The following is a 13,582-nucleotide window of genomic DNA, read 5'->3' on the forward strand; positions in this document are numbered from 1 at the left end:
CCTCACCCCACAGGTCATCGTGCCAGGCACCATGCCACATCGTCCGGTGCAAGGGAGCGCGATGAACGTCGTCGTCATCGGAGCCGGACTGGGCGGGTTGTCGGCCGCCGCGCACCTGTCCAAGAGCGGGCACGACGTGACCGTCGTCGAACGCGAGGCGATCCCGGGCGGCCGCGCCGGCATGATCCGATCACACGGTTTCAGCCTCGACAATGGTCCGACCGTGCTGACCATGCCGAACCTGCTCGAGGAAGCCTTTCAGGCGGCTGGCGCGAACATGTCCGACTACATCACGATCAAGCCGGTGGACCCGATGTACCGGGCCTGCTACGCCGACGGCTCGACGCTGTTCGTCCGTCATGGTCGCGAGGCGATGACCGAGGAGATCCGCCAGTTCTCCAACGCCAAGGAAGCCGAGTCGTTCGGACGCTTCTGCGACTGGCTCGACAAGCTGTACCACGCCGAGATGAACTCGTTCATCGACGCCAACTTCGACTCACCACTCGACCTGGTCAAGCCGTGGCGCGACGGACTCGCGCTGGTGAAACTCGGCGGCTTCGGCAAGCTCGGCAAGAAGGTGGCGTCGTTCTTCGACGACGAACGCCTCCAGCGGATCTTCAGCTTCCAGTCCATGTACGCCGGCCTCGCCCCCTACGAGGCGCTCGCGCTGTACGCGGTGATCACCTACATGGACTCGGTCGAAGGCGTGTTCGTCCCCGAGGGCGGCATGCACCAGATGGCGGCTGGCCTCGCCGACGCGGTCGCGGCGGCTGGCGTCGAGTTCCGTTACTCCTCGCCCGTGTCGAAGATCGAACGCCACGCCAACGGTGTCGTCCGCGGCGTGAGGATCGGTACCGGCGACGGCAGCGAACTGCTCGAAGCCGATGCCGTCGTCTGTAACCCCGACCTGCCGGTGGCGTACCGAGAACTGCTCGACGATGTGAAGATCCCGCGGGTGGCCCGCAACGGAAAGTATTCGCCGTCGTGTCTGCTCTGGGTCGCCGGTGTGAAGGGGCTGCCTCCGGCCGAGGCGTCGCACCACAACATCCACTTCGGCGAAGACTGGGACGGCTCGTTCGAGGCACTCATCGAAGACGGCGTCCGCATGCCCGACCCGTCGATCCTCGTCACCTTGCACAGCCTCGATGACCCGACGCTCGCGCCAGATGGTTGCACGAGCCTCTACGTCCTCGAACCCACCCCGAACCTGAGCGGCACCATCGACTGGTCACGCGAGCGCGACCGCATCGTCGACAGCGTCAAGGCCAAGACGGCATCGCTGGGCTATCCGACCGACGTCGTCGTCGAGCAGGTGTACGACCCGCAGGATTGGGAGCGGATGGGGATGGAGCAGGGCACGCCGTTCGCGCTCGCCCACACCTTCTTCCAGACCGGTCCGTTCCGCCCGAACAACGTGAACAAGCGGGTTCCCGGACTGGTGTTCACGGGGTCGTCGACGCTGCCGGGTGTGGGCGTGCCGATGGTGCTCGTGTCGGGCAAGCTCGCAGCTGCCCGGGTCGACGCCTACGATCGTCGTTGATGCGTCGCACCTTCTTCTCTCGTCGCCCTCCGACGCCGACGACCCAACTCGTGCCCGACGGGCCGGTGACGCTCGACGAGAGCTACGAGTTGTGCCGCGAGTTCAACAAGCGGCACGGCACCACCTACTACTGGTCGACGAAGGTGCTGCCCAAGGTCAAGCAACATCACGTGCATGCGCTCTACGCCTTCGCCCGCTACGCCGACGACATCGTCGACGAGATCCCGTCGCAGGGCGGCCGAGACGTGCCGATCGAGACCCGGGCCGCCGCGCTCCAGTCATTCGGTGATCGATTCTTCGAGGACCTCGCAACCGGCCGCTCCGAGGATCCAGTGCTCAAGGCCGTCGTTCACACCGTCCGAGCCTTCGACATCGACATCGAGGCGTTCCGTCGGTTCCTGCGCTCGATGACGATGGATCTGACCGTCGAGACGTACGAAACCTGGGACGATCTCCTCGTCTACATGGACGGCTCGGCCGCGGTGATCGGCGAGATGATGCTGCCGATCCTCGAGCCGAGCGACTACGACGTGGCGTTGCCGCACGCTCGCGACCTCGGCAACGCGTTCCAGCTGACGAACTTCCTTCGCGACATCGACGAGGACCTCGATCGCGGGCGCCAATACGTCCCGCAGCACGACGTCCGCACGTTCGGCGTCGACCTCACGACCCGGGAGGTGACGCCCGACTTCGTCCGTCTCATGCAGTTCGAGATCGAACGCTGCCGCGAGCTGTATCGGTCGGCCGAGATCGGGATCTCGATGCTGCCCGAGCGGTCCGCCAAGTGCGTCGGCGCGGCCCACACCCTGTACGGACGGATCCTCGACAAGATCGAACAGCAGCAGTACGACGTCTTTTCGTCGCGAGCCTCGGTGTCGACGACGGAGAAGGCCCGCCTCGTCGCATCGCTCCTGCGATGAGCATCCAACCGGTGCCACCCGAGCGACAGAGTGGGTCAGACCCACTCTGTCGCTCGGTCCTCGATCGCGTCGCCGCCGGAGCCGCCGTGATCACGACCGCCGGAATGATCGCCACCCCGCTGTTGCCGCAAGCCGGTCGAGGGCGACGCTGGCTGTCGTCGGTCGTGGTCACGGCGATGTTCACCACGACGACCGCAAACGCAACACGTCGATGGGGCACCGGCCGAGCAGTTGGCGCGGCGACGCTCACCGCTACTGCGACGGCTGCCGTCGAACGCGTCGGCACGCGCACGGGGATACCGTTCGGTCGCTACTCGTACACCTCGGCGCTTCGCCCACAGATCGCGCACGTCCCCGTCATCGTGCCCCTCGCTTGGTTCGGCATGGGGCTCCCGTCCCGGGAAGCCGCCCACGCGGCGCTCGGAGCGAGGTCGACGCCGACAGGTCGGGTGCTGCTCGGCTCCGCGGCGATGACCGCGTGGGATCTCTTCCTCGACCCCCAGATGGTCGGCGAGGGATATTGGGCATGGGCTCGCCGCGGCCGATACCGCGGGATCCCCCTCAGCAACTTCGTCGGCTGGTTCGTGACCGGGCTCGGCATCATGGCCGCCCTCGAGGCACTGCTGCCGCCACGCCACGCCACCGAAGCCACCACGGGCAACACGGCCACCACGGTCACCGACGCCACCACGGTCACCGTCTCGGGCTCGTCGGACGCCGACGCCACCCGTCCTCGTCCGAGCCCGGTTGGCGACGCTCGCCTGATCGGGGAGTATGGATTCATGTCGGTGATGCAGACGCTCGGATTCGCCCGATTCTTCCGCGACCCGCTGGTCGCCGCCGTGGGTGGCGCGGCGATGCTGCCCATCGCGGCCGCCGCAACCGTCAACCGGATGCGGGGAACCCGATGACGGTGCGCGCTGCGGTGATCGGCGGAGGCGTCGGCGGGCTGGCCACCGCGATCCGACTCGCCACCAGCGGACACGACGTGACCCTCGTCGAACGCAACCCGCGAGTCGGCGGCAAGCTCGCCACGTTCGAGCGAGGCGGCTTCACGTTCGACATCGGCCCGTCGCTGTTGACGATGCCCCACGTGTTCGAGGACCTGTTCGCGCTCGCCGGGGTCTCGCTCTCCGATCGCCTCGAGTTGGTGCGCCTCGATCCACAGTTCCGATACTCCTGGCGCGACGGTTCCCACCTGGTCGTCCGCGACGACCCCGAGCAGACCACTCGCGAGTTCGATGCCTTCGCCCCGGGGGCGGGCGCGGCGTGGCGCGAGTTCGACGATCGAGGGCGCGCCATCTGGGACACGGCCGAGCGGACGTTCTTCGCCGGTCCGATGACGGGCTTGAGCGAGCTGTGGTCCCGCATGGAGTCGCCCAGGGACCTGCTCACGATCGATCCGCTGCGAACCTTGCGGACGGCGGCGCGCGCCACCTTCGACGACCCGCGCCTCCAACAGTGGGCCGGCCGGTACGCGACCTACTCGGGGTCGTCCCCCCTCGAGGCGCCGGCGACGCTCGCCTGCATCCCGCACATCGAGTCGCGCTTCGGCTGCTGGTACCCGATGGGAGGGCTGGGCGCGCTGCGAGACGCACTCGAACAGCTCGCCGTAGAGACAGGCGTGGCGATCCGGGCCGGAACCGCTGTCGACGGGATCACCTCCACGCCCAAACGGGTCACGGGTGTCGCCCTGGTGGACGGCAGCTTCATCGACGCGTCGGTCGTCGTAGCGAACGCCGACGCTCGACATCTCTATCGCGACCTGCTGCCCGATCCTCGTGCGCTCGCTCGCGTCCGCAAGGCCCGGCGCTCGACCAGCGGATTCGCGCTCTGCATCGGCGCTCGCGGCCGGACCCCCGACATCGAGCATCACAACATCTGGTTCTCCGACCACGCCGAGCACGAGTTCCGAGAGATCGCCGCGCGGCAGTTGCCGAGCGACCCGACGATCTACGGCTGCGTCTCGTCGGTCACCGACGCATCGCAGGCACCCGACGGCGACGAGAACTGGTTCCTGCTCGTCAACACCCCTCCCGGCATCGACGTCGACACGGTGGCCTATCGGGATCTGGTGCTCGACCGCCTCGCCTCGCACGGCGTCGACCTGCGTCGGCGGATGCGGTTCTGTGCTCGACTCGCTCCGATCGACATCGAGCGTCTGTATCGATCCCCCGGAGGCGCGATCTACGGCTCGTCGTCGAACGGCATGCGCGCTGCCTTCGCCCGGCCGGCGAATCGCGGAACGAAAGAGGGCTTGTACCTGGTCGGTGGGTCGAGTCATCCCGGCGGGGGGCTTCCCCTGGTCACGATGAGCGCTCGGATCGTCGCCGACATGGTCGAACACGACGTCGCATGACGACGAAGACCGCGAGGAGATCGAGCCCCCGTCGGATCGTGCGCTGGGCATCGGTGGCGTTGCGACTCGGCGCGGGTGCCGTCGCCATCTCCCGTCTCGCCACCGCCGCTCGAGCCGCCCCGCCCGTCGCAGCAAGGCGTATCGGTTTGTGTCAGACACAAACCGATACGCCTTCGATCGGGGTCGTGATCCCGGCGCGCGACGAGGAAGCCAGGATCGGCCCGTTGCTGCGCACCATCGTCGGTGCGCCAGGGGTCGCGCAAGTGATCGTGGTCGATGATCAGTCGAGCGACGCGACGGAAACGATCGCCCGCGAGGCCGGTGCCACGGTGCTCCCCGGCACCCCCCTCCCCGATGGTTGGGCTGGCAAGGCGTGGGCACTTCAGCAGGGCATCGAAGCGGCGACGACGGCCTGGGTCGTGACGCTGGACGCCGACGCTCGACCCGACCCCCGCCTTCCCGCCGCGCTCGTCGAGCGAGCCACGACGGACGGCATCGATTTCCTCACCGTCGGCGGCCGCTTCGAGTGTCCGACCGCGCCCACACGCTGGTTGCACGCGTCGATGTTGACGACGCTGGTGTACCGATTCGGCGCTCCCGGCACCACGACCCGGCCGGATCGGGCGATGGCCAACGGTCAGTGCATGACGCTCGACCGACGACGCTTTCTCGATGTCGGGGGTATGGCACTGGTGCGAGGCGAGGTCGTCGAAGACATCGCCCTGGCTCGACGCCTCGCGACCGCCGGCTGGAACGTCACCTTTCTCGACGCGCCCGATCTGTTGCGTGTCCGCATGTTCGAGTCGTTCGCCGACACCTGGCGCGGCTGGGGCCGCTCGCTCGCGCTCCCTGGCGTCGAACCCCGAGGACGACAGGTTCGTGATCTCGCCGTCGTCCTGCTCGCCCAGGCGTTGCCACTTCCACGACTGCTCGCCGGCCGAGGGGACGCGATCGACATCGCGATGGTCGCCGTGCGACTCGGCACGCTCGTGGGAACGCGCACGGCCTACGACCGAGCCGACGGCGCCTACTGGCTCAGCCCGCTCGCCGATCTCGCATCGGCGTGGTCCATCGGGGCCGGCATCCGACGGCGCGGCCGCCAAACCTGGCGCGGGCGCTCCTACTCCTGACCCCCCAACCCGTTCTCGACCCGATCCCGCGCCGTCTCATCCCGTTCTCGACCCCAGTTCGCGCCAGCGTCTGGTGCGAACTGGGGTCGAGAACGCAACGTGACGTGGAGGCCGGGGCGGGCTGGTGGGTGATCAACTGGGCTCGTGGCGGCGTTCGGCCAAGGCCGCTGCTGCGAACCGAAGCCCGATGAACGTCATCAACACGCCCGTCGCCGCGGTCCGATACGGGCCATCGACAACCAACTGGACGAACGGGAGCGCGATCATGCCCGCCCGCGCCGCCCACGCGAACGACCGCGATGCAGTGAACACGATCAGGAGCAGGCCGATCGAGAGCGCCGTTGCCACCGGAGTGGCCATCACGACCGTGCCGACGAACGTGAGAATGCTGCGACCGCCGACGAAGCGGGCGAACAACGGGAATGCGTGGCCGACCATCGCGGCGCCACCGGCGACGTAGGCGATGCCCCACACCCCGTCGCCGGCGAGGAGTACTCCAAGCCCGGCAGCGGCGAGACCCTTCGCGACATCGCCGACGAAGACCGGCACCGCCGCCATGCGACCGAGGCTCTCACGTGCGTTCCAGAACCCTGGGTTCCGGTCACCGACCTCACGGAGGTCGATCGCGGCGCGTCGTCGGGCGACCAGGTTCGCGATGGGAATCGATCCGAGCAGATAGCCGACGACACCAGCGATCACCACGTCGAGCGGTGTCGAGCTGAAGTCGCTGATCGCGTCCATTGCTGCCAGCATGTCGGATGCATGGCTCGCATCGCTTCTTTTCATCTGATCAGCGAGCCACGATGGAAGACGCCGCTCGCACTGGCTCGGCTCGGCGTCGATCGGCCGCAGCTCGATCGAGTCGACGGCCTGCGGTTCTGGCGCCTGCTCGGCACCGGCCGCGGCGCCGACACCGGGCCCGGCGCCGACCTGTCACGGACGGCGCTCTTCGCGGTCTGGGACGACGTCGCTGCGCTCGACCGCTTCGAGCAGACCCATCGGATCGCCGAGCGCTGGGCGAAGGCGCAGGAGGCGTGGCACGTGCGGTTGCGGCTGATCGGCGGACACGGGCGATGGCGCGGCATCGATCCGCTCGAGGGTCTCGAGCGCGGTGAAGCGAGCGGCCCCGTGGCCGTCATCACCCGCGCCGACGTGCGCCGCCAGGCCGGGCGCGCCTTCGGACGAGCGGCTCGCGAGGTGGACACCGAGCTGCATACGGCGCCGGGTCTGATCGATGTCGTCGGGGTCGGTGAGGCGCCGATCGGACGGCTCGCCACCTTCAGCCTGTGGGAGTCGGCCGCCGACGTCCGTCACTTCGCGTACTCGATGCCACGTCACCGCGAGGTCGTCGCCGAAACTCGTGACGGCGCATGGTACTCCGAGGAGATGTTCGCCCGCTTCGAACCATTCGCATCGGGCGGTCAGTGGGGCGGTCGTGATCCACTCGCCGGCCGATAGCATCGCTGGCGCTACATCCCTCGGGATGCAGCTGTCGCCCAGATAGCTCAGTCGGTAGAGCAACGCACTCGTAATGCGTAGGTCACGAGTTCGATTCTCGTTCTGGGCTCCACGAAACACCAGGTAGATCGGTGTTTTCGCAAACTGACCGGTAGCGCTGCCAGCGCCAACCAAGCAGCTAACCAAGAATTTGGTCTACGATTGCCCTCATGAAGGGCTCACTGCGTGAGCGCCAGCCTGGCAACTGGGAGCTGATCGTCCAGCTCCCACGCGACCCCGAGACCGGTCTGCGTAAACAGCTGAGCCGCACTCACTACGGCACGAAGCGCGAAGCGCAGCGGGCGCTCGCCGCACTCGTGGCCAAGGTGTCGGAGGGCAAGATCACCTCGACGGCCAAGACCCTCGGGCAGCTGCTCGACTCGTGGATCGACCACGTCGACGGGTCGCTGTCGCCCACGACGGTCCGCGAGTACCGACGCCTGGCGGAGCGGTTGATCAAGCCCGACCTCGGCCAACTGCGGCTCGGACGGGTCACGACGAAGCGGCTCGACGACTACTACACCATGCTCTCGAAGGCGCGCGGGCTCTCCCCCGCAACGATCCGCCACATCCACGCTGTGCTCCGCGGCGCATTCGGCCAGGCGGTCAAGTGGGGCATCGTGTCGATGAATCCGGCGGCCGCTGCGTCGCCACCGAAACTGCGCCGGCGCGAGATCAACCCGCCGGCGATCATCCACGTGAAGCGCATGCTCGAGGTGGCCGACGAGGACGACGCCGAGTACGGAGCCCTGCTGCGCGTGCTGACCGCCACCGGCGCGCGGCGTGGCGAGGTGTGCGGGCTGCGCTGGTCAGACCTCGACCGCAGCACCGGCACGCTGTCGATCACGCGGTCGATCGCCTCGGTCGCCGGCGGCACGGTCGTGAAGGACACCAAGACCCATGCATCGCGTCGGATCGCCCTCGATGACGCCACGCTCTCGGTGCTCGACGACCAGCGTCGCCGACTCGAGGAACGCGCCGCCGCATGCGAGGTCGAACTCGACCCCGACGGTTACCTGTTCACCGAGTCGGCCGACGGCGCCGACCCGCTCCACCCCGACACGATCACCGGTCGCTTCACACGAGTCCGCAAGCGGGCCGGCCTCGACGGCGTCCGACTCCACGACCTCCGACACCTCCACGCCACCCAGCTGCTCGCAGCAGGCGTGCCGGTCCGCACCGTCAGCGGCCGCCTCGGACACGCCAATGCGGCGACCACGCTGAACGTCTACGCCCACTTCCTCGAAGCCAGTGACCGGCAGGCCGCGGACGTCATCGGCGGCCTCCTCGATTGACGTTGTATCGTTGCGACATGTCCGCCCAGACCGACGCGCTGCGATCCGAAGTGCTCTCGCTGCCCGAGGTCGACCGGGCACAGCTGGCTGTGGAACTTCTCGACAGCCTCGATGATCGGCCAGTCGAGACCGACCCGGCCGAGCTCGAGCGGCTCTGGGCCGACGAGACGGCTCGACGAGCGAGCCAGATCGACTCCGGCGAGGTCACCACCGACTCCTGGGACGACGTCCTCGCGAAGGTGGACCGCGCCCGACGTACCCGGTGACGCGCGACATCCGGTTCCACCCGCTTGCGACCGCCGAGGTGGTGGAAGCGCAACTCTGGTACGAGGACCGTGTGGACGGGCTCGGCGGCCGGTTCCTCGACGCGGTCCGAGCCGCGACCGATCGCGCAGCGCGCTGGCCGGACGCCGGAACCCCGACGCGCCGAGGCGACAGCGACGACCCGGTCGAGCGAAAGGTGGCTCTGGCCGGCTTTCCCTACGTGGTCGTCTATCGAGCCGCCACCACGGAACTCCAGGTCCTCGCTGTTCATCACGAACGACGGCGCCCGTTCTACTGGGCCGCACGCGCCAACGAGTGACGCGGCGGGGCAGAACTCGACAAATCGTGTAACGAGGACGCTCCTCGACGGCCTTCGGTACGTGACCGGATGAAGATGGCGGCCTACCGGGTCGTCGCGATCAGTCCGGTCCACGAGTGGGGTGACCCGCTGAAGGACCAGATTCGATGCCGACTCGACGACAACTCGACCCCACCGCTCCGACCGGCGAACCGCCCGACTTACTGACGGTCGCGGAGACCGCCGCCGTCCTGCGCTGCGGGTTGACGTTCGTCTACGAGTCGATCCATCGCTACCGCGCCACTGGCGACGGCGACGAGATCCCGGGACTGAAGGTCGGTCGCAGCCTGCGTGTTCCACGCGTGGCACTCGAGCGCTACATCGGCGCGCCGATCTCATGGCCGATCGCCGATCACCCGATCATCGATCCCGGCCTCTGCGCCGCCGTCAGCAACGACACCCCGCCGCCGTCGCACACCACCACGCGCCATCCGCGCCGACGCACCCGCCGGCCCGCTGCCCCTCGTCTCTTCGAGGACTGACCCGTTCCCGGATCACCAATGAACACCACCCGATCACTTCCCACTTCTTCCAACAGACAAGTGCCCAATCGCCTGGGCGGGCAGTGATGCTCCGGGTCCGCACGATCTACGCCCGATCGGCCGCCGCTGCGGCGCAGTACTACACGCGCTACCTCACCGAGGCGCCAGGGGAGGTACCCGGGAGGTGGCTCGGCCGACAAGCGGCCGACCTCGACCTGATCGACGATGTCGTCGCCGACGACCTGCAGGCGATCCTCGAAGGCCTCCACCCCAGGAGGGGGAAAGCGCTCGGCCGCGAGCTTCGCGATCGGGAACTCGCCAATGGAACGACCGTGAAGGCAGTCGCCGGATTCGACGCCACCTTCTCCGCACCGAAGTCGCTCAGTGTGTTGTGGGCACTCACCCGCGACGAACGACTGCTCGACGCCCACGACGTCGCAGTCAACGCCACGCTCGCCCACCTCGAACGCTTCGGCTCGACCACCCGAGTCCGCTGCGCCGACGGCCGACTCCACCCGGACTCACGAGGTCTCACCATCGCCGCGTTTCGCCAGACGACGTCCCGCGCCGACGACCCGCAGATCCACACGCACTGTGTGATCTCGGCGAAGGTGCAGACCGAACCGGGCAGATGGCTGGCTCTCGACGCCCGGTACTTGAAGCGCCACCAGCGAATGCTCGGCGGTCTCTATCAGTCCGTGCTTCGCAACGAGCTCACCAACCGTTTCGGCATCGACTGGGGCCCGATCGATCACGGCCAAGCCGAGATGACGGCAATGCCCGACGACCTGCTGTCCGTGTTCTCGAAACGCGCCGACGAAATCGGCGACGCCCTCGCCGTCAAGATCGAGGACTTCGCGACCCGCCAGGGCCGAGACCCCAACCAGTGGGAACTCGGAGCACTGAAGCGCGAGGCCGCTGTCGACACGCGCGCCCACAAGTCCGGCAAGGGTGTCGCCGACCTGATCACACGGTGGGACGACGAAGCCGCGTCGGTCGGCTGGGACGCCCATGGTCTCGTCCAGGTCTTCAGCGCTGAGCGAGTCGACCACACCGAGCCACCACCGACGATCTCGGTCGAGCAACTGGTCGACGCCCTCTCGTCATCGGGCTCGACCTGGAACCGAGCACAGATCGTTTCCGCTCTCACGGACATCGCTCGGCCCGACCCGACACTCACCGGCACGCAGTGGGCTGAGCGCATCGAAAACTGGGCCGATGCCGTCATCGCCCACTGCACCGAACTCGACCCGATCGACGCCAGCACGCCTCGCCGCAGGTCCGATGGACGTTCGCTGCGGCACGAACCGGTCAGCCCGCACATCACCACCGAGGCGATCCTCGCCGAAGAGGAACACATCGCCTCGTGGGCGCTCGCCGCGCACGCCGACGAATCTCGGCCGTCCACCACGGTCGATGTCAGGCACCTCGATGTGCTCCAAGCCGACGTCGCCCGAGCAGTCGCCGGCCTCGACCAACTGGTCCTCGTTGCCGGCCCGGCTGGCACCGGCAAGACCACCACCCTCCGGGCCGCGATCGACGACCTCGACGGCCGTGGGCGATCAGTGTTCGGGGTAGCGCCGTCGGCCAAGGGTGCCCGAGTCCTCGAACGAGAGACCGGCATCGCTACCGACACCCTCGACAAGCTCCTTCACGAACATCTCCGTGGCGACCGGCCGCCGCTAAAGCGGTACCGACTCACCACCGGGACGACGGTGATCGTCGACGAGGCTGGCATGGTCGGCACCCACTCTCTCGCCAAACTCACCCGCCTCGCCGAGAGCAACGGCTGGCGCGTTGCGCTTGTCGGCGACCCCTACCAACTCCAGGCCGTCGGACGCGGCGGCATGTTCCACGAACTCACCCTCACCGGACGCGTGCATGAACTCGACCGCATCCACCGCTTCACCGAGCCGTGGGAAGCCGCTGCATCACTCAAACTCCGCCGCGGCGACCGCCGCGCGCTCGACGACTACTTCGCCCATGGCCGAGTCATCCCCGGCACCCTTGACGAACAACTCGCCACCATCACCGACCAATGGCGCTCGTCGCACGCCGCCGGCGAGACCCTCGCCATCACCGCGTCGAGCAACGATCACGTCGACCACATCAACCACGTCATCCAGCGCGCACGCGCCGACGCCGGTGACATCGACACCAGCTCCCTCGCACCGATCGCCGGCGGCGAATTCGCCTGCGTCGGTGACGTCATCGTCACCCGGCGAAACGACCGACGACTCGTCACCACCACCGACGAGCTCGTCCGCAACCGCGAAACATGGACGGTGACGCACATCGCCGACGACCGCACCATCACCGCGCTGTCCAACGAGGGAACCGGCACGGTCATGCTCCCCGCCGGCTACGCCACCACTCACGTCCACCTCGGCTACGCCGCCACGGAACACGGCAACCAAGGCGACACGACGACCACGGCGATCGAACTCGTCTCGGACCACACCTCCCGTCGCGGCCTCTACGTCGGTGCCACCCGCGGACGCTCCCAAAACCTCATGCTCGTGGTCACCGAGTCCCATGACCTCGACGAGGCCCGCGACACCCTCGAACGCGTCCTCGCCAACGACCGAGTAGACCTGCCAGCCATCGCCCAACGACGAGCACTCGCCGAGACCGTCCGGCCGGCAACACCGCGCCAGGAGACGAGACACCCACGTTGCACGATCCCACCCTGGGTCGATGCCCTGAGCACGACCATGACGGACCGTCTCGTACGAGCCCATGCCGCCGATCAGCGGATCGATGAGATGGAGAACGCTCTCAACCACGAACTCGGGATGTGGCGCCAGCGACTGACCCACGCCGAACATCTTCTCGACCCTCACCGTCTCGCCCTCGGCGAAGCGCGCGAAGGTGTCGAGGCTGCCCGTCGCCAAGTTTGGTCAGCGACTCAGTCATCGGAGACACGGAGAGGCGTCGGACGTCTCGGCCTTCGTCGCGCGGCCGCACGTGCGAGCGAGCAACTGACGCAGTCGGAGGCCCACCTCGCGCGAGTTGAGAGCGACGTTCGCCTGGAGATGGAAGCAGTCACCACTGCGGACGACGAGATCAGGCGCATCGAGGACGCGCTCCGGCGACTCCCGCTCCGTCGCACCCTCAGACGCGACAACCTCAGCACCCATCAGCTCCGCCAGACCGTCCAAGCGATCAGCACCTGGCATCGCTGGGCAAACGGCGACCCCGTCGATCCCGGCGAAGTGGCCACCACGCTCAGCACCCTGGCAAAGTCGCGCTGCCTCGACCAGGAGGCGGCGAACTCGCTCTTTGCACCCCTCAGGGACTGGGCAGCCCAGAACGGACTCGATGTCAAACCCCGTTCGCCACAGCGTCGTCAACCACGCGAGTTCGGCATCGAACTCTGAGTGCCTCGATCCGCCGAGAGACAGAGCACGAATCGCCCCGCGCCACGTGGCCAGCACCGCGCCCGGGCCCGATCCGGACGACGCCGTGGCGCTCTTCAACGGTGATTATGCGCTACCCGATCGGAGACCTGACCCCGCACAGTTCGCCGGTACTGCCACGCGGTTCTGTGCTGGCGGGACCGTGATTATCGCTCGGCTTCCAGCGGGTGTCGCGGTGCTTCCAGATCGGCTGACGGCGGAGAACTGACCGCAGCGAACGGTTCGTCCGGGCTCCTCTTCGAGGGAACCTTGAAACGAATCAGCTCCGGAGTGTGTCGGCGGGTGGTGTGTGAGCTGCTTTGAGGGCGGGGATGAGGT

12 protein-coding genes and 1 tRNA gene are annotated in these 13,582 nt (G+C 67.9%); 12 read left to right on the plus strand and 1 reads right to left on the minus strand.

Features of this window, described 5'->3' with window-relative positions; genetic code table 11:
- The first annotated feature begins 61 nt into the window (after window positions 1-61).
- From crtI to ACE37B_RS09590, 5 genes are read left to right on the plus strand one after another with little or no spacing between them, the layout of a single operon-like run.
- Window positions 62-1,540: a phytoene desaturase family protein gene (crtI, locus tag ACE37B_RS09570; RefSeq protein WP_409923097.1), complete on the plus strand. Its 1,479-nt coding sequence runs from the start codon at window positions 62-64 to the stop codon at window positions 1,538-1,540.
- Entirely contained in the window at window positions 1,540-2,460 is a 921-nt protein-coding gene (locus ACE37B_RS09575) for a phytoene/squalene synthase family protein (protein WP_409923098.1), read from the plus strand. The genes crtI and ACE37B_RS09575 overlap by 1 nt, the downstream gene beginning before the upstream one ends.
- A complete protein-coding gene (locus ACE37B_RS09580) occupies window positions 2,457-3,371 on the plus strand; it encodes a carotenoid biosynthesis protein (protein WP_409923099.1) in 915 nt (304 codons plus the stop codon). The genes ACE37B_RS09575 and ACE37B_RS09580 overlap by 4 nt, the downstream gene beginning before the upstream one ends.
- Window positions 3,368-4,819: a phytoene desaturase family protein gene (locus ACE37B_RS09585; RefSeq protein ID WP_409923100.1), complete on the plus strand. Its 1,452-nt coding sequence runs from the start codon at window positions 3,368-3,370 to the stop codon at window positions 4,817-4,819. The genes ACE37B_RS09580 and ACE37B_RS09585 overlap by 4 nt, the downstream gene beginning before the upstream one ends.
- Window positions 4,816-5,949: a glycosyltransferase gene (locus tag ACE37B_RS09590; RefSeq protein ID WP_409923101.1), complete on the plus strand. Its 1,134-nt coding sequence runs from the start codon at window positions 4,816-4,818 to the stop codon at window positions 5,947-5,949. The genes ACE37B_RS09585 and ACE37B_RS09590 overlap by 4 nt, the downstream gene beginning before the upstream one ends.
- A gap of 132 nt (window positions 5,950-6,081) precedes the next feature.
- On the opposite strand, the gene ACE37B_RS09595 is transcribed toward ACE37B_RS09590, so the two are convergent.
- The gene (locus ACE37B_RS09595) at window positions 6,082-6,690 is read right to left on the minus strand and encodes a glycerol-3-phosphate acyltransferase (RefSeq protein WP_409923102.1); all 609 of its coding nucleotides are present in this window, start codon (window positions 6,688-6,690) and stop codon (window positions 6,082-6,084) included.
- Window positions 6,691-6,711: 21 nt separating this feature from the next.
- Here ACE37B_RS09595 and ACE37B_RS09600 point away from each other — a divergent pair, with 21 nt between their 5' ends.
- The 7 genes from ACE37B_RS09600 to mobF all read left to right on the plus strand — a co-directional run bounded on the left by ACE37B_RS09600 (window position 6,712) and on the right by mobF (window position 13,225).
- Complete coding sequence (locus tag ACE37B_RS09600) at window positions 6,712-7,407, plus strand: spheroidene monooxygenase (protein ID WP_409923103.1); 696 nt, start codon at window positions 6,712-6,714, stop codon at window positions 7,405-7,407.
- A gap of 36 nt (window positions 7,408-7,443) precedes the next feature.
- Window positions 7,444-7,519: transfer RNA gene (locus ACE37B_RS09605), tRNA-Thr, on the plus strand.
- A 97-nt stretch (window positions 7,520-7,616) separates the two neighbouring features.
- Window positions 7,617-8,741: a tyrosine-type recombinase/integrase gene (locus ACE37B_RS09610; protein ID WP_409923104.1), complete on the plus strand. Its 1,125-nt coding sequence runs from the start codon at window positions 7,617-7,619 to the stop codon at window positions 8,739-8,741.
- A gap of 17 nt (window positions 8,742-8,758) precedes the next feature.
- Window positions 8,759-9,007 carry an addiction module protein gene (locus ACE37B_RS09615; RefSeq protein WP_409923105.1) on the plus strand — a complete coding sequence of 83 codons (249 nt, stop codon included), beginning with the start codon at window positions 8,759-8,761 and terminating at the stop codon, window positions 9,005-9,007.
- Window positions 9,004-9,324 carry a type II toxin-antitoxin system RelE/ParE family toxin gene (locus ACE37B_RS09620; RefSeq protein WP_409923106.1) on the plus strand — a complete coding sequence of 107 codons (321 nt, stop codon included), beginning with the start codon at window positions 9,004-9,006 and terminating at the stop codon, window positions 9,322-9,324. The genes ACE37B_RS09615 and ACE37B_RS09620 overlap by 4 nt, the downstream gene beginning before the upstream one ends.
- A gap of 146 nt (window positions 9,325-9,470) precedes the next feature.
- Entirely contained in the window at window positions 9,471-9,845 is a 375-nt protein-coding gene (locus ACE37B_RS09625; protein WP_409923107.1) for a helix-turn-helix domain-containing protein, read from the plus strand.
- An 86-nt stretch (window positions 9,846-9,931) separates the two neighbouring features.
- On the plus strand, window positions 9,932-13,225 hold the full coding sequence (gene mobF, locus ACE37B_RS09630) for a MobF family relaxase (RefSeq protein WP_409923108.1): 3,294 nt from the start codon (window positions 9,932-9,934) through the stop codon (window positions 13,223-13,225).
- Window positions 13,226-13,582: the final 357 nt, after the last annotated feature.

Origin of the sequence: Ilumatobacter sp. (genome assembly GCF_046290335.1) — a bacterium.
Classification (GTDB): domain Bacteria; phylum Actinomycetota; class Acidimicrobiia; order Acidimicrobiales; family Ilumatobacteraceae; genus Ilumatobacter_A.